Origin of the sequence: Blastococcus sp. KM273128 (assembly GCF_021698975.1) — a bacterium.
Lineage (GTDB): Bacteria > Actinomycetota > Actinomycetes > Mycobacteriales > Geodermatophilaceae > Blastococcus.
The window spans coordinates 15,858-31,252 of sequence record NZ_SSXA01000048.1 but is presented as its reverse complement, the minus strand read 5'-3'; the positions used below and the strand labels follow the sequence as shown (position 1 = coordinate 31,252).

Below are 15,395 nucleotides of genomic sequence, written 5' to 3'. Positions count from 1 at the left end.
TCCCCCGGCCGCACCGGGGCCGGCCGGCGGCCGCGGGCGGGGCCGCCGGGCGTGGGTGGCCGTCGCCGTCGCCGTGCTGCTGGGCGCGCTGGGGGTGTGGCTGGGCACCGCAGGCAGCCGGGACCCCGACGGCACGGCGGCTGCACCCACGTCGGCGTCGCCTGCGCCGTCCAGCTCCAGCGAGGTGCCGGCGCCTCCGGAGCCGGTGCAGGAGGAGCCCGCGCCCCCGGTCGTCGCACCGCCGGCGGAGGAAGGCGACGACGAGGCCCGGGGCGGGGAGGGGAACGGCAACGGCCACGGGAGGGGCAACGGGAACGGACGGGGCAACGGCGGGGACGGGAACGACGGGGACCCGCTCACGGAGGAGAACGTCCGCGACTTCGTCGAGGACTACCACGAGCAGGTGATCGAGGACCCGGCACGGGCGTGGGAGCTCACCGGCCCGACGCTGCGCGCGAACATCAGCCGCGAGAACTACATCCGGTACTGGGAGCAGTTCGAGGACGTGCGCATCAGCGACATCCGGGCGGCGGACGGCGAGACCACCGCGACGGCCACCATGGAGCTGCGCTACGCCGACGGCCGCCGCGAGACCGGGCCGCACCGCTTCACGTTCCTGGTCCGCGACGGGCAGCTGATCCTGGACAGCGACTTCCCCGCCTGAACGGGCCCGGCACGACAGCAGCCCCTGCTCTCCCGGACACGGGAGAGCAGGGGCTGCTCCGGCGGTGGCGGTGGGATTTGAACCCACGGAGGCTTGCACCTCACACGCTTTCGAGGCGTGCTCCTTCGGCCGCTCGGACACGCCACCGCCGAAGAGACTACAGGCCCCGCTGACGGCGGAAGAAGGCACGTAGCAGCGCGCCGCACTCCTCGGCCCGCACGCCGCCGGTGACCTCGGGCCGGTGGTTGAGCCGGCGGTCCCGGACCACGTCCCACAGCGAGCCCGCCGCGCCCGCCTTCGGGTCGTCGGCGCCGTAGACGACGCGTGCCACCCGCGACAGCACGCTGGCCCCGGCGCACATCGTGCACGGCTCCAGGGTGACCACCAGGGTGCAGCCGCCGAGCCGCCAGCCGTCGCCGTGCACCTGCGCCGCCGCGCGCAGCGCGAGCACCTCCGCGTGCGCGGTCGGGTCGCCGCGCTTCTCGCGCTCGTTGGCCGCCCCGGCCAGGAACGCGCCGTCCGGGCCGACGACGACGGCGCCGATCGGCGTGTCGCCCCACTGCTCCGCGGCCGCCGCGAGCTCGAGCGCCCGGCCCATGGCGGCGTCCAGGTCGGGGGTCACCGGAGGCCCCTCCGGGAGCTCTGCCTCTGAGTGCACCGGCACTCGGAGGCAGAGCCTGGCGGGAGCGACCCCCGGACCGCCGTCACGCGGCGCCGTCCAGCCGGAACCCGACGAGCTCGGAGAGCTCGGCCAGCGCGACGGCGGGGTCCGCCACCTTGATCGTCGCGAAGCCCAGCGCCCGGGCGGGCTTGAGGTTGATGCCCAGGTCGTCCAGGTAGGCGCAGTCGCTGGCCTCGATGCGGCGGCCGACGGCCTCGGAGAGCCGGTCCAGCGCCCGCCGGTAGATCTCCGGCTCGGGCTTGCGCACGCCCTCGACGGACGACTCGACGACCGCGTCGAAGAGGTCGAGGACATCGCCCAGCCGGCCGCCGCGCTCCATCGGCGCCACGTTGTTCGACAGCAGCGCCAGCGGCAGCCCGGCCTCGCGCAACCGGCCCACGGCGGCCACCATCGCCGGGCGCAGCTCCCCCTGCAGCGCCGCCAGCACCCGCGCGGCCTCGATCCGGTGGCCCAGCGCCGCGGCCTCGGCCTCGAAGGCGGCGGAGAACCCGGCGACGTCGAGCTCGTTGCGCTCGTACCGCGCCCAGGCGTTCGTGTCCGGGTCGGTCGAGTTCAGCTGCCGGATCAGCCCCTCGGGCAGCCCGGCCTCCCGCTCGTAGGCGGCGTAGGCGGTCATCGGGCTCTCGGTGAGCACCCCGCCCAGGTCGAACACCACCGCGGAGACGCTCACGAGCCCACCGCCGCGGCCAGCTCGTCGGCGAAGCCGAGGCGGGTGGCGATCCGGCCCACCATCTCGTCGGCCCACAGGTCGTCGGCGGTCACGATCGGTCGCAGCTCCTCGGCGGGCAGCCCGTCGTCGGCGAACAGGTCCAGGTCGCCACCGGGCCAGCCGGTCTCGTCGTCGTCGAAGGCGCCCTCGGTGTCGACGCCGATGCCGTAGCGCTCGACCACCTCGGCGGCGAGCACCCACTCCAGCATCGTCGCGTCGGAGATCAGCGCGCGGACCATGCCCCCGGGGCCGTGCCGCAGCACGACGAAGTACAGCCGCGAGTCGACGACGACCACGAACGGCGGCGGCCACCCCGCGCCGGCCGGGTCGCCGAGCGCGCGCTCCAGCACCGGCAGCTCGTCGCCGGCGTCGGCCGCCAGCAGCTCCACCTGCCAGCGCGAGCCGGCCCGGCTGACCCGGACGGCGTAGCTGGCCGGCCCCTCACCCGGAGCTGCGCTCATCGCTTGCGCAGCACGGTCAGGCCGTCGGCGAGCGGCAGCAGCACCGTCTCCCACCGCGGGTCGGCGGCCAGCGCGGCGTTGAGCTCCACCAGCGCGCGGTCGGACTCGTCGGCCGGGGCCAGCACCCGCCCCGACCAGAGCGTGTTGTCCAGCAGCACCACGCCGTTGCGACGCAGCCGCGGGTGCAGCTCCTCGACGTAGGCGGCGTAGCCGGTCTTGTCCGCGTCGACGAACGCCAGGTCGAACGTCTCCTCGGCCGGCAGCGAGCGCAGCGTGGGCAGCGCGTCGCCCAGGCGCAGCTCGACCCGGTCGGCCACGCCGGCGCGCGCCCAGTACCGCCGGGCCACCGCCGTCCACTCCTCGCTGTTGTCCAGGCACAGCAGCCGGCCCCCCTCCGGCAGCGCCCGGGCGATGCAGAGCGCGGAGAAGCCGGTGAAGGTGCCGATCTCGATCGCCGTCCGGACGCCGAGCGCCGCGGTGAGCAGCCGCATGAGCACGCCCTGCTCGGGCGCGATCTGCAGCGTGGGCGAGGCCTCGCCCCGCTCGGCCATCTCCGCGGTCTCCCGGATCAGGTCCGTCATCACCTCGTCCACGGCGTCGGAGGAGGCGCGGACGTAGTCGGCGAGCTCGGGCGTGAGCAGGAACGACCGGGGCGTCATGGCGCGTGGGGAGGCCGGGGCGGGCAGGTCGGCGTCATAGCCTCTGATCATGGCCGATACCGCTGGACCCGGGGGCGCCCCCGTCGGCGGGGCGCCGTCGTTCCCGGTCCCGACCATGCCCGCTCCCCCCGTCGGCGTCGTCGGGCTCGGGCAGCTCGGCGGTTCGCTGGCCGCCGCGCTGGCCGCCGCCGGGCGTCCCGTGTCCGGCTGGGACGTCGACCCCGCCGCCCGCGACGCCGCGGCCGCGCGGGGGGTGCAGATCTCCCGCGAGCTCTCCGGCGTCGTCGTGCTGGCCGTGCCGCTGCCGGCGATGGCGACGGCGCTCGACGGGCTGGTGGTCGCCCCCGAGGCCACGGTGACCGACCTGGGCTCGGTCAAGGTGCCGGTGCTCGACGCGCTGGGCCCCGCGCTGGCCGGACGGTTCGTCGGCGGGCACCCCATGTGCGGCACGGAGCGGTCGGGCCACGGCGCCACCGACCCGGGGCTGTTCGCCGGCGCCCGCTGGGCGCTGTGCCTGGAGCGCGACACCGAGCTGCCGCGGTGGCTGCGGGTCGCGGAGGTGGCGCTGGCCGTCGGCGCGGAGGTCGTACCGGTCACCGCCGCCGAGCACGACGACGCCGTCGCCGCGATCAGCCACGTCCCGCACCTGCTCGCCGCCGCGCTCGCCGGTGCCGCGGCCGAGGCCGGGCCGCTCGCCCTGGCGCTCGCGGCCGGCAGCTTCCGCGACGGCACGAGGGTCATCGGCAGCGACCCGGCCTTCGTCACCGCGATGGTGGAGGGCAACGCCGGCCCCACCGCGGCCGCGCTGGACCGGGTCCGCGCGCAGCTCGCCCGGCCCTGGCCCGAGCTGGTCGCCGCCGGGCACGCCGTCGCCACCCGGCCGGGCGGCCGGCGCACCGTCCGCGTGCCGCTGGACCGGGCCGCGCTGCTGGCGCTCGGGCGCGCGGGCGGCGCGGTGCACCGCCGGCTGGCCGCCTTCGTGGAGGGCTGGGTCCCCGGGGAGGGGTGACTCCGCGGTCGCGGTTTCACGGCCGCCTCCCCGGGCACGCACCCGGGCATGGACGAGCAGGACATCTTGCAGCGCATCCACGCCCTCGTGGACGAGGAGCACGCCCTGCGCGAGAGCAGCGAGCACACCGACGAGACGCGGGCCCGCATGGGCAGGCTCGAGGCCGACCTCGACCAGTGCTGGGACCTCCTGCGGCAGCGCCGGGCCAAGCGCCAGTACGACGAGGACCCCGACGAGGCGCAGGTGCGCCCGGAGCAGCAGGTGGAGAACTACCTCCAGTAGGGCCCCGTCCGGAGGCTCACCACGAGCCTGCGAGTGGTGAGAGGGACGGGGTCCTTTCTCAGGCGGAGTGGCGGGCGGGCTGGGCGTGCTCGGTGCCCAGCAGCGCGAGCTGCCAGAGCAGCCGTGACCGGGGGTCGGTCACCTTGCGGCCCGTCACCGACTCGATGCGCCGCAGCCGGTGCATCACGGTGTTGCGGTGGCAGTACAGGGCGTCGGCGGCGCGCGTCGGCGATCCGTCGGTGGCGAGGAAGGCGGCCAGCGTGTCCAGCAGCACGGAGCGCTCTTCCTCGGGGAGCTCCAGCAGGCCGCCGAGCGACTGCCCCACCAGCCGGGAGCTGATCTCGGGCGAGTTGCTCAGCAGCGCCTCGGGGAGCCGGTCGTCGATGCTGACCACCCGGCTCTCCCCCGCCGGCAGCGTGCGCACCGCGGTCTCGGCGAGCCGGTAGGCCGTGCCCACCGCCGGCGCGCCGTCCACGACGTCGGACACCCCGACCGGCCCGTGCGCCGAGCCACGCAGCAGGGCCAGCAGGTCACCGGGGCGGGTGGCCCCCAGCCCGATCAGCCCCACCTGGGCGTCGCCGCGCACACCCCAGACCGACCGCACCCCCCGCTTCAGCAGCGCCTCCCCGGGGGAGGGCAGCGCCGGGGCGCCGTCGGGCCCCGGCAGGGCCACGACCGCCATGAGCCGGCCGTCCAGCGGCAGCCCCAGCACCTCGGCGGCGCCCCGCACGAACGCCGGGTCGCCGCCCCGGCCGTCCAGCAGCCCGTCCAGCGCCTGCTGGCGCGTCCGCTCGTCGATCCCCTCCAGGCGCCGCTGCTCCAGCCGGTAGCCCTCGGCCAGGGCGGCGCACTCGGCGTCGTTGGTCCGCCAGACCGAGCCGGCGACCTCCAGCAGCAGGGTGTCGTGGTGGGCGGACCCGTCGCGGGAGACCGCCAGCAGCGTCTCCCAGGTCACCTGCCCGCCGAGCCGGTAGGCCCGGAGCACCGCCTCGAGCGGCAGCCCCTGCGCCGCCCGCCGCGCGCCCACCGCCCGGGCCGACGCCAGGTGCGGCGTCCCGTTGCCCGCGGCCGCGGCCACCAGCGAGCGCAGCCCGCCCTCCAGGTTGGACCGGGTGGACTCCCGCAGGTCCTGCTCGGACTCCTCGACCAGCTCCCGGTAGGCGGGCTCTGTCCGGACGAGCACGTCGACCATCCGGTCGGTCATCGCGTCGAGCTGCTGCAGCAGGCGCGGCGCGAGCTCCGCGAGCCTCGTCGCCACCTCCGGGCGGAAGGGCTGCACTCGTCGACCTCCTGGCGCACCGCTGTCAGCACAACACGACGAGCACGGGACTGTGCTCAGCGCCCATTGTGCGGTCGGGCTCCCACGGGCATGCACGCCGGGGCGCAGTTGTGACCCAATCGAGGCCGGGCTCACCGGCCTCCGCCGAGCCCGTCCGGGCCCGGAACGCGGCCCGCATATCGACCTGGCAACAGGTCGACGCACAGCACAACACGCTCTTGTCATCCCTGTGCGGTGCGCCCATTGTGACCGGTGACACGGTCGGGCAGGCTCAGCCGGACGTACTCGCGACCCGACCGCCACCACCCGTCCCCCGGGTGGTGCCGCACCGATGCAGAGGAGCAGTGGGCCCCTTGGCGCAGCCGACCGGCAGCCAGCGAACACCGGAGAAGACGCCCACCGCCCGGCTCGAGATGACCGGGATCAACGTCGCCTTCGGCGGCGTGCTGGCCCTCACCGACGTCTCCGTGACCGTCGAACCGGGCCAGGTGCACGGCCTCATCGGCCCCAACGGGGCCGGCAAGACCACCTTGTTCAACGTCGCCTGCGGCCTGGTGCGCCCCACGTCGGGCCGCATCGTCTGGCGCGGCGAGGAGATGCGACGGCTGAAGCCGAGCAAGCTCACCTCGCTGGGCATCGCCCGCACGCTGCAGGGCGTCGGCCTCTTCCCCGGCATGACCGTGCTCGAGAACGTCATGGTCGGGGCGCACCGCCACGCCCGCGCCGGCTTCGCCTCGGCCCTCCTGGCCCTGCCGACGTCGGACAAGGACGAGCGGCTGCTCCGCGAGCGGGCCATGCGCGCGCTGACCGAGCTGAACGCCGGGCACTACGCCGGCCGCTACCCCGGCTCGCTGCCCTACCCGGTGCAGAAGCGGGTCGCGCTGGCCCGCGCCCTGGTCGCCGAGCCCGAGCTGCTGCTCCTCGACGAGCCCGCCAGCGGTCTGTCCGAGGACGAGATGCACGAGCTCGGCGAGCTGATCCGCTCGGTCGTCGGCCGGATGAGCGTGCTCCTCGTCGAGCACCACATGGACCTGGTCATGCGGGTCTGCGACCGGATCACCGTGCTCGACTCCGGCAAGCAGATCGCCGCCGGCACGCCCGCCGAGGTCCAGGCCGACCCCGCCGTCACCGAGGCCTACCTCGGCGACGCGGTCGACGCCGAGGCCGACGCCGCCGAGCTCACCCACGCCGAGGGAGGACGCCCCCATGCCTGAGACCCACGGCAGCACCGCCCTGTCGGCCACCGGCGGCACCGGCACCGCCACCCGCCTGCTCGAGGTGGAGGGGCTCACCTCCGCCTACGGGCCGGTCCGCGCCCTCGACGGCGTCACCCTGGCCGCCGAGACCGGTCGGATCACCGCCGTCCTCGGCGCCAACGGGGCCGGCAAGACCACCCTGCTGCGCACGATCAGCGGTCTCGTCCGGCCGGTCTCCGGCCGGGTCGTGCTCGACGGCGAGGACATCACCAAGGCCCCGGTCGAGTCGATGGTGGCCAAGGGCATGGCGCACGTGCCCGAGGGCCGCGGCGTCATCGCCGAGCTGACCGTCGACGAGAACCTGCGCGTCGGGTCGCTCTTCCGCGGCAAGGTCGACCGCAGCGAGTTCGACCGCGTCTACGACCTCTTCCCGCGCATCGCCGAGCGGCGGAACAACGCGGCGCACACGCTCTCGGGCGGTGAGCGGCAGATGCTGGTCATCGGCCGCGCGCTCCTGGCCAAGCCGCGCATCCTGCTGCTCGACGAGCCCTCGCTGGGCCTGGCCCCGCGGATCGTCGCCCAGATCTTCGGGCTGCTCCGCCAGCTGGTCGACTCCGAGGGGCTCTCGGTGCTGCTCGTCGAGCAGAACGCCCGCAGCGCCCTGTCGGTCGCCGACGTCGGCGTCGTCCTCAACCTCGGCAAGGTGGTCGTCACCGACTCCGCCAGCACGCTGATGGCCGACGAGGACCTCCGGCACGCCTACCTCGGTTTCTGACCCTCCCCGCACAGCCAGGAAGGCATCCTCCTCCGTGGACTACTTCGTCAACGTGACCCTCACCGGGTTGACCCAGGGCATGATCTACTCGGCCTTCGCCCTGGCCCTGGTGCTCATCTGGCGGTCGACCCGCATCGTCAACTTCGCCCAGGGCTCGATGGCCGCGGCCACGACGTTCATCGCACTGGCCCTGATCCAGGCCGGCCAGTCCTACTGGGTCGCCCTCGTGGTCGCCCTCGCGTCCGGCTTCGTCCTGGGCGCGATCGTCGAGCGGGTCATCATCCGACCGGTCGAGGGCGGCCCCGAGCTCAACGCCGTCATCGTGACCCTCGGGCTCTTCGTCGCCATCCAGGCGTCGATCGCGATCATCTTCGGCTCGTCGTTCCAGTCCTTCCCGACGCCGTTCGGCGTGCGCGGCCTGGAGATCGGCGACTCCACCATCCCGCTGACCCCGACCAGCATCTACGTCATCGGCTCGGTGCTGCTGGTCATGGCGCTGCTGGTGGCGCTCTTCCGGTTCACCCGGGTCGGCCTGGCGATGCGCGCCTCCGCGTTCAGCCAGGAGGTCGCCCGGCTCCTGGGCGTCAAGGTGGGCGGCATGCTCACCCTGGGCTGGGGCCTGGCCGCCGTCGTCGGCTCGCTCTCGGGGCTGCTGATCGCCGGCGGCACCTTCGTGTGGCCGGCCTACATGGACGCGCTGATCGTGTTCGGCTTCGTCGCCGCGATCATCGGCGGCCTGGACTCCCCGGTCGGCGCGATCGTCGGCGGGCTGATCCTCGGCCTGGCGCTCAGCTACGTGAGCGGCTACGCCCCGCGCGGCAGCGCGCTGGTCAACATCTCCGCCCTGGTCATCCTGATCGTCGTGCTGCTGGTGCGACCGGGTGGCCTGTTCAGCAGCGCGACGGCTCGGAGGGCATGACGATGAGCGACCTGCAGAGCCCCGCTTCCACCGGTACCGCCGGCAAGGCGAGCAGCGACGCCCCGGTCAAGGCGACCGCCGGCGGCGACGCCCCCTCGGCCCCGGCCACGTCCGGCCGCTCGTTCCTGCCGCAGTCCACGCTGCTGCGCCACCTGCTGGTGCTGGCCGTCTGCGCCGTGCTGGCGGTGGTGATCCTGGAGATCACCAGCCCGTTCCAGAACTCGCAGCTCGCGACGCTGAGCTACTACGCCATCGCGGCCGGCGGCCTGACCGTCCTCACCGGCATGAACGGCCAGATCTCGCTGGGCCACGGCGCGCTCATGGCGGCCGGTGCCTACACGACGGCGCTGCTCCTCGACGCCGAGGAGCCGCTGCCCCTGCCGGTCATCCTGCTGGCTTCCATCGTGGTCGCGACCGCGATCGGCGCGCTGGTCGGCGTGGCCGCGGCCCGGCTGCACGGCCCGTACCTCGCCGGCGCGACGCTGGCCCTGGCCGTCGGCCTCCCCGGCCTGGCGATCTACTTCCACGACACCTTCGGCGGCGAGCAGGGCATGCGGGTGCGCGCCCCGCAGGCGCCGGAGTGGTTCAGCAGCTTCATCGACACCGTCTCGGGCAACTCCGCCTCGAGCACCAAGTGGCTGGCCTACGTCGGCGCGATCTGCCTGCTGATCACCTACTTCTTCCTGGCCAACCTGATCCGCAGCCGCATCGGGCGCACCTGGCGGGCGGTGCGCGACCAGGAGGTGGCCGCCGAGCTGTCCGGCATCAACCTCGGCGCCTGGCGGGTGCTGGCGTTCGTCGTCAGCGCCGCCGCGGCCGGCCTCGCCGGCGGCGTGCTGGCCATCGTCGTCCGCCTCGCGGCACCCAGCGGCTTCACGATCGTGCTGTCGCTCTCGCTGCTCACCGCGATCGTCATCGGCGGCCTCGGCAGCCTGCTGGGCGCGCTGCTCGGCTCGGCGCTGCTGGTCTTCCTGCCGCCGTTCGTCACCAACCTCGGCGGCGACTTCGGGCTCAGCCAGACCGAGGCCGCCCAGCTGGCGCCGTTCGTCTACGGCGTCGTGCTCATCGTGGTGATGATCTTCGTCCCGGCGGGCTTCGTGGGCACCATCCGCCTCCGCTGGATGACCCGCAAGGCCAAGCGGGCCATGGCCCAGGCCGGCGCCGACGGCGCGAGCAGCAGGGGGTGAGGGCGACCCCCTCCATCCGCCGCACGCGACTCCTGCACCACCTCCCCCCACCGACTCCCGGGCACCGATGCCCGGGCCGCACCAGAGGAGCACCGTTGTCCAGATCCTCCCGACGTCTCATGACCACGATCGCCGCGGCGACCGTCCTGTCCACCGTCGCCGCCTGCGGCGGCAGCGACGACAGCGGCGGCGGCTCCGGCGGCGGTGGGGGTGAGAACGAGGCCTCCGACATCGGCGTCACCGCGGACACGATCCGGCTCGGCGCGCACTACCCGCTGACCGGTGTGGCTGCCCCCGGCTACAGCGAGATCCCCACCGGTGTGCAGGCCTACTTCGAGTGCCTGAACCAGGAGGGTGGGATCTACGACCGGGAGATCGAGTTCATCTTCCGCGACGACGCGTACAACCCCACCCAGACCAGCCAGGTGACCAACGAGCTCGTCCTCGAGGACGAGATCTTCGCGATGATGTCCGGCCTGGGCACGCCGACCCACAGCGCCGTGCTCGACTTCCTCAACGACGAGGGCGTCCCCGACCTGTTCGTCTCCTCCGGCTCGCTCCTCTGGGGTGACAACCCCGAGGAGTACCCGATGTCGTTCGGCTGGCAGACCGACTACATGAGCGAGGGCAAGATCATCGGCGAGTACATCGCCGAGAACTTTCCCGACGCGCAGGTCGGTCTGTTCCTCCAGGACGACGACTTCGGCGAGGACGGCGAGGCCGGCATCCGCCAGTACATCGACGACCAGATCGTCGCGGCCGAGCGGTACACCCCGGGCAACACCAACGTCGGCCCGCAGATCGCGGCGCTGCAGGCGGCCGGAGCCGACTTCGTCGTCGGCTTCAACGTGCCCAGCTACACCGCGCTGTCGCAGCTGACCGCGCTGCAGCTCGGCTACGACCCGCAGTGGTTCTACTCCAACGTGGGTTCGGACCCGACGCTGGTCGGCAGCCTGCTCAACCGCTTCAGCGAGGGCCAGGTCTCCGACGCCGCCCTGCTGGACGGCGCGCTGACCACCGGCTACCTGCCGACGGTCGACATGACCGACAACCCGTGGATCCAGGAGTTCCAGCGGATCTGGGACGAGTGCGGCGGCGAGGGCGAGCTGACCAACTACCGCGTCTACGGCATGGCGCAGGCCTACACCATGGCCCAGGCCCTGCAGGCGGCCGGCCAGAACCCGACCCGCGAGGGTCTGGTCGAGGCCGTCGAGGCCGTCGGCAGCGAGTGGGAGGGCCCGGTCTTCGCGCCCTTCCGCTACTCCGAGGAGAGCCACATGGGCACGAGCGGCATGACCATCGAGCGCATCGTGGGCAACGGCTCCGAGGAGGTCCAGCCCGTCCGGATCACCGACATCGGTGACGCCCCGATCGAGGAGTTCGACGGCGAGCCGGCCACCCCGCCGACGAACGCCATCCCCGACGAGGAGCCGTACGAGGGCTGAGCAAGGACGTACCACCGGCGGGCCGCCGGCCTCCTCCGGGAGGCCGGCGGCCCGTCCGCATCAGGGGGCGGACGGCCGCGGTCGCCGGGAGGCAACACTTCGGCCTCGAAGTGTGTGCGTAGTTGATCTACGGGTAGGACGCCCGCCAGGTGCGTCCACGGGAGTGCGCACCGCGCGGAGCGCAGGAGGGCAACGGGCATGGTCGACGGACCGGTACGCCAGGCACGCACCATCCGGCGGGCGGTGGTCACCGGAGGCGCGGGCTTCCTCGGCTCGCACCTCTGCGAGCAGCTGCTGGCGCGCGACGTCGAGGTGGTCTGCCTCGACAACTTCCTCACCGGCGCACCCGAGAACGTCTCCCACCTGATGGAGCACCCGGGGTTCCGGCTGGTCCGCTGCGACGTCACCGACTACGTGCACGTCCCCGGTCCGGTGGACCTGGTGCTGCACTTCGCCTCGCCGGCGAGCCCGATCGACTACCTCAAGATGCCGATCGAGACGCTCAAGGTCGGCAGCCTGGGCACCCTGCACACCCTGGGCCTGGCCCACGACAAGGGCGCCCGGTACGTGCTGGCCTCCACCTCCGAGGTGTACGGCGACCCGCTCCAGCACCCGCAGACCGAGGAGTACTGGGGCAACGTCAACCCGGTGGGCCCGCGCGGCGTCTACGACGAGGCCAAGCGGTTCAGCGAGGCGATGACCACCGCCTACCGGACGTCGAAGGGCACCGACACCGGCATCGTCCGCATCTTCAACACCTACGGGCCCCGGATGCGGGCCGACGACGGCCGCGCCATCCCCGCCTTCGTCAACCAGGCGCTGGACGGCCGGCCGCTCACCGTCGCCGGGACGGGCTCGCAGACCCGCTCGATCTGCTACGTCGACGACACGGTCGCGGGCATCCTGGCGCTGGCCTTCTCCGACCACCCCGGGCCGGTCAACATCGGCAACCCCGACGAGCTGTCGATGCTCGCGCTGGCCCGGTGGATCGTCGAGCTCACCGGCTCGGACTCCCCCATCGACCACATCCCCCTGCCCGTCGACGACCCCAAGGTGCGCCGGCCCGACACCAGCCGCGCCGAGCGGCTGCTGGACTGGCGCCCGCAGGTGACCTCCGAGGAGGGCCTGCGCCGCACCGTCGCGTGGTTCGCCTCCCAGCGGGCGGCCGGGGCGGCGGTCGCCACCGCCAGCGCCACCGCCACCGCCTGACCCTCCGTCACGATTCGTGCGACGAGTGTCACCCCGGAGCGACGCGGGACACATCTAGTCTGGAGCGGCGAGCTCTGGGGGAGCCGCACCCACCTCGAGTCGACCTCAGAGAGCGAGCATGGGCCGTCACGCAATTCCCGCAGCCACGCGCCGTTCGGTGCCCTTCGCGCTCGTCGCCGCCGGCCTGGCGATCGCCCTGGCCCTCGGCGGCCTCGTCTGGTGGGTGGCCGGTAGCGGCGGCTGCGACGAGGAGGTCACGGTCGACGTCGCAGTCGCCCCGGAGCTGGGCGCGCTGACCGAGGAGCTGCTGAGCTCGGTCGAGTCCCCTGACGACGCGCTGTGCGTCAGCGCGGAGGTGACCGCCCAGCAGCCGCTGCAGACCGCGGGTGACCTCGGGGCGCTCGACGAGGAGTCGCTGCCCGACGTGTGGGTGCCTGACTCGTCGCTGTGGCCGGCCCGCGTCGCCGGCGGCGCCGAGCTGGAGCAGGTGGGCTCGATGGCGGTCTCCCCCGTCGTCCTGGCCACCAGCGAGACCGTCGTCGACGAGCTCGGGTGGGCCGAAGCCGGACCTGGCTGGGCCGAGGCGCTGGGCACCGATCGGCCGCTGGCCGTGCCGGACCTCGCCGCCAGCGCCGAGGCGCTCTCCGCCCTGGCTGCGGTCCGCACCGCCCTGGGTGGGGACACCGACGCCGACAACGCGGTGGTGGCCGCCGTGCTCGCCGCCGCCCGGAGCACCGAGCTCTCCGCGGGCGAGGCGCTGACCGCCGGTAGCGAGGGCGGTGACGACGCCCCGCTGGTGCCGGTGAGCGAGCAGGAGGTCTACGCCATCCACCAGGAAGCCGAGGACGCCGCCCTCGTGGCGGTCTACCCGGCCGAGGGCTCCCCCGTGCTGGACTACCCGGTGCTGCGCGTCGGCGCCCCGGCCGACGCCCAGGCGCGGGCCGTCGAGGTCGTCACCGACGTCCTGCTGTCGCAGGAGGCGCAGGACGCCGTCCGCGACGCCGGCTTCCGCGGGCCCGAGGGCGACGCCCCGCCCGGCGCCGGCGCGGAGACCGGGATCGCCGAGGCGGCCCCCGAGGTGCTGGTCCTCGACGCCCCGCAGGTGCAGGGGCTGCTGACCCGGCTCTCCAGCCTGGCCGCCCCGTCGCGCGTCCTGACGGTGTTCGACGTCTCCACGTCGATGCAGGCCCCGGTCGGCGGCGGCACGCGGGCCACCCTCGCGCGGGACGCCGCCAAGAGCACGCTCACCCTGGTGCCCGACGACTACGCCCTGGGCCTGTGGGCGTTCGCCTACGAGCTGGAGGGCGACCAGGACTGGACCGAGCTGGTGCCCACCCGCGAGCTCGACGCCTCGGTCGACGGGCAGACCCAGCGCGAGGTGCTCGACGAGCAGCTGGACACCATCCCCGAGCGACTGACCCCCGGCGGGACCGGGCTGTACGACACCACGTTGGCCGCCGTGCGCGCTGCCCGGGACAACTACTTCGACCCGACCGCGGTGAACAGCGTCCTGATCGTCACGGACGGGACGAACGAGGACGACGGCGAGGGGACCAGCCTCGACGCCCTGCTGGGCACGCTGGGCGCCGAGGCCGACCCGGAGCGGCCGGTCAAGGTGATCGGCGTGGCCCTGGGTCCGGACGCCGACCTCAGCGCGCTCGAGCAGATCGCCGAGGCCACCGGCGGGGCGGCGTACTCGGCCGTCGACGAGGAGGACCTGCAGCTGGTGCTCTTCGACGCCCTCCGCCAACGCGGCTGACGTCCTGCTGCGAGCTCTGCCTCTGAGTGCCCCTGCACTCAGAGGCAGAGCGTCCCGAGACCCAGGTCGGGGGCGCGGGGGCCGAGCGCCGGCGTCCTCCCGCACGGCAGCGCGTCCTCCCGCGCCGCCCACCGCGAGGGTGGACGCGCCATGATCAGCTTTCCCGGGGATCAGCTCTCCCGGGCGTGGCCGACCGCCTGCGGCAAGGCAGCCAGGACCTCCTCGACGGTGATGCGGGCCAGCGCGGGGTCCAGCTCGGTGCCCCAGGGGTCCCCGGTGCCGTCGCCGTGCCAGAGCACCACGTGCTGCGGGCGCGGCGGCGGCCCCCACAGAGCGGGTGAGACCGGGCCGAAGAGCACCACCGACGGTCGCCGGTAGGCGCTCGCCAGGTGGGCGACGCCGGTGTCACCGCACACGACCAGCCGCGCGGTCGCCACCACCGCGGCCAGCTCCAGCGACGTCGTCCGGCCGGCCAGCACCGCCGACGCGGGCAGCCCCGCCGCGGCGGCCACCGACCGGGCGAGCTCGACCTCCGCCGGGCCGCCGGTGATCCGCACGTCGTGGCCCTGGCCGGCGAGGTGCCGGGCGACGGCGGCGAACCGGTCGGCGGGCCAGCGTCGGCCGGGGAACGCGGCCCCCGGGTGCACCACGGTCGCCCCGCGCACCGGCGGGGGCACGGCCGGCACCGCGATGTCGAGCGCGTCGGGGTCGGCCGCGACGCCGAGCCCCTCGGCGACCAGCCGGCACCAGCGCCGGACCTCGTGCTCGTCGGGGTACCAGGTGGGCCCGGGGTAGCCGGGGCTGGCGAAGGTGAGCAGCCGCCGCGGGTGCAGGTCGGCGACGACCACGTGCGAGGCCGGGCCCTTGCCGTGCAGGTCGACGGCGAGCTCCGGGGGCGGGCCCGACCAGTCGAGCGGTTCCAGCTCGCGGGCGGGCAGCACCTCGTCGACGGCGTCGATCAGCTCGGCCAGGGGCTGCAGCGCTGTCGTCGTCGCCAGCACGAGCCGGTGCCCGGGCACGGCGGCCCGCACCGCCCGGATGGCGGGCACGCCGGTGAGCAGGTCACCCAGCCCCAGCGGCCGCAGGACGACCGCGACGGAAGAAGGACCCTCCTGCCCCCCGCCACTCGCAGGCTCGCGGCGGGTCCCTGCAGGAGGGCC

15 protein-coding genes, 1 tRNA gene and 1 pseudogene are annotated in these 15,395 nt (G+C 74.4%); 10 read left to right on the top strand and 7 right to left on the bottom strand.

The features are described from left to right. Nucleotides 1-664 (top strand): annotated as a pseudogene (locus tag E9529_RS14335) (hypothetical protein); the annotation flags it as partial. Between the two features lie 62 nt (nt 665-726). On the opposite strand, the gene E9529_RS14330 reads toward E9529_RS14335, so the two are convergent. The 5 genes from E9529_RS14330 to E9529_RS14310 all read right to left on the bottom strand — a co-directional run bounded on the left by E9529_RS14330 (nt 727) and on the right by E9529_RS14310 (nt 3,226). After that, nucleotides 727-811 (bottom strand) — tRNA-Ser (locus E9529_RS14330). 10 nt (nt 812-821) lie between these two features. Then, entirely contained in the window at nt 822-1,262 is a 441-nt protein-coding gene (locus tag E9529_RS14325) for a nucleoside deaminase (protein ID WP_255709118.1), read from the bottom strand. A 106-nt stretch (nt 1,263-1,368) separates the two neighbouring features. Further along, a complete protein-coding gene (locus E9529_RS14320; protein ID WP_236831826.1) occupies nt 1,369-2,016 on the bottom strand; it encodes an HAD-IA family hydrolase in 648 nt (215 codons plus the stop codon). Continuing rightward, nucleotides 2,013-2,516: a tRNA adenosine deaminase-associated protein gene (locus E9529_RS14315; protein ID WP_236831825.1), complete on the bottom strand. Its 504-nt coding sequence runs from the start codon at nt 2,514-2,516 to the stop codon at nt 2,013-2,015. The genes E9529_RS14320 and E9529_RS14315 overlap by 4 nt, the downstream gene beginning before the upstream one ends. Beyond that, nucleotides 2,513-3,226 (bottom strand): O-methyltransferase, encoded by a 714-nt coding sequence (locus E9529_RS14310; protein ID WP_236831824.1) that lies wholly within the window; start codon nt 3,224-3,226, stop codon nt 2,513-2,515. Before E9529_RS14310 ends, E9529_RS14315 begins: the two co-directional genes overlap by 4 nt. On the opposite strand from E9529_RS14310, the gene E9529_RS14305 reads away from it, so the two are divergent. After that, a complete protein-coding gene (locus E9529_RS14305; RefSeq protein WP_236831823.1) occupies nt 3,225-4,184 on the top strand; it encodes a prephenate dehydrogenase/arogenate dehydrogenase family protein in 960 nt (319 codons plus the stop codon). The two genes, E9529_RS14310 and E9529_RS14305, sit on opposite strands and share 2 nt — an antisense overlap. Before the next feature lie 48 nt (nt 4,185-4,232). Then, nucleotides 4,233-4,466: a DUF2630 family protein gene (locus tag E9529_RS14300; protein ID WP_236831822.1), complete on the top strand. Its 234-nt coding sequence runs from the start codon at nt 4,233-4,235 to the stop codon at nt 4,464-4,466. A gap of 58 nt (nt 4,467-4,524) precedes the next feature. On the opposite strand, the gene E9529_RS14295 is transcribed toward E9529_RS14300, so the two are convergent. Beyond that, nucleotides 4,525-5,745 carry a CdaR family transcriptional regulator gene (locus E9529_RS14295; RefSeq protein WP_236831821.1) on the bottom strand — a complete coding sequence of 407 codons (1,221 nt, stop codon included), beginning with the start codon at nt 5,743-5,745 and terminating at the stop codon, nt 4,525-4,527. Nucleotides 5,746-6,089: 344 nt separating this feature from the next. Between E9529_RS14295 and E9529_RS14290 the strand changes: the two genes are divergently transcribed. From E9529_RS14290 to E9529_RS14260, 7 genes are all read left to right on the top strand, one after another. Beyond that, entirely contained in the window at nt 6,090-6,959 is an 870-nt protein-coding gene (locus E9529_RS14290; RefSeq protein WP_236831820.1) for an ABC transporter ATP-binding protein, read from the top strand. Beyond that, a complete protein-coding gene (locus E9529_RS14285) occupies nt 6,952-7,716 on the top strand; it encodes an ABC transporter ATP-binding protein (protein ID WP_236831819.1) in 765 nt (254 codons plus the stop codon). The genes E9529_RS14290 and E9529_RS14285 overlap by 8 nt, the downstream gene beginning before the upstream one ends. Nucleotides 7,717-7,750: 34 nt before the next feature. Continuing rightward, nucleotides 7,751-8,635, top strand: a complete 885-nt coding sequence (locus tag E9529_RS14280) for a branched-chain amino acid ABC transporter permease (RefSeq protein ID WP_236831818.1) — start codon at nt 7,751-7,753, stop codon at nt 8,633-8,635. A gap of 2 nt (nt 8,636-8,637) precedes the next feature. Beyond that, on the top strand, nt 8,638-9,822 hold the full coding sequence (locus E9529_RS14275; protein ID WP_236831817.1) for a branched-chain amino acid ABC transporter permease: 1,185 nt from the start codon (nt 8,638-8,640) through the stop codon (nt 9,820-9,822). Nucleotides 9,823-9,917: 95 nt separating this feature from the next. Continuing rightward, nucleotides 9,918-11,267: an ABC transporter substrate-binding protein gene (locus E9529_RS14270; RefSeq protein WP_236831816.1), complete on the top strand. Its 1,350-nt coding sequence runs from the start codon at nt 9,918-9,920 to the stop codon at nt 11,265-11,267. 198 nt (nt 11,268-11,465) lie between these two features. Then, complete coding sequence (locus E9529_RS14265) at nt 11,466-12,476, top strand: UDP-glucuronic acid decarboxylase family protein (RefSeq protein ID WP_236831815.1); 1,011 nt, start codon at nt 11,466-11,468, stop codon at nt 12,474-12,476. 157 nt (nt 12,477-12,633) lie between these two features. Then, nucleotides 12,634-14,235 carry a substrate-binding domain-containing protein gene (locus E9529_RS14260; protein WP_236831814.1) on the top strand — a complete coding sequence of 534 codons (1,602 nt, stop codon included), beginning with the start codon at nt 12,634-12,636 and terminating at the stop codon, nt 14,233-14,235. A gap of 170 nt (nt 14,236-14,405) precedes the next feature. Here the strand turns inward: E9529_RS14260 and E9529_RS14255 are convergent, their stop codons facing one another. Next, entirely contained in the window at nt 14,406-15,284 is an 879-nt protein-coding gene (locus tag E9529_RS14255; protein WP_236831813.1) for a glycosyltransferase family 9 protein, read from the bottom strand. Between the last annotated feature and the right edge of the window lie 111 nt (nt 15,285-15,395).

Excerpts from the sequence above, each read along its gene's own strand:
- E9529_RS14300 (WP_236831822.1), top strand. The coding sequence starts at position 4,233 with ATGGACGAGCAGGACATCTTGCAGCGCATCCACGCCCTCGTGGACGAG.
- E9529_RS14310 (WP_236831824.1), bottom strand. The coding sequence starts at position 3,226 with ATGATCAGAGGCTATGACGCCGACCTGCCCGCCCCGGCCTCCCCACGC.
- E9529_RS14285 (WP_236831819.1), top strand. The coding sequence starts at position 6,952 with ATGCCTGAGACCCACGGCAGCACCGCCCTGTCGGCCACCGGCGGCACC.
- E9529_RS14325 (WP_255709118.1), bottom strand. The coding sequence starts at position 1,262 with ATGGGCCGGGCGCTCGAGCTCGCGGCGGCCGCGGAGCAGTGGGGCGAC.
- E9529_RS14305 (WP_236831823.1), top strand. The coding sequence starts at position 3,225 with ATGGCCGATACCGCTGGACCCGGGGGCGCCCCCGTCGGCGGGGCGCCG.
- E9529_RS14265 (WP_236831815.1), top strand. The coding sequence starts at position 11,466 with ATGGTCGACGGACCGGTACGCCAGGCACGCACCATCCGGCGGGCGGTG.
- E9529_RS14315 (WP_236831825.1), bottom strand. The coding sequence starts at position 2,516 with ATGAGCGCAGCTCCGGGTGAGGGGCCGGCCAGCTACGCCGTCCGGGTC.
- E9529_RS14275 (WP_236831817.1), top strand. The coding sequence starts at position 8,638 with ATGAGCGACCTGCAGAGCCCCGCTTCCACCGGTACCGCCGGCAAGGCG.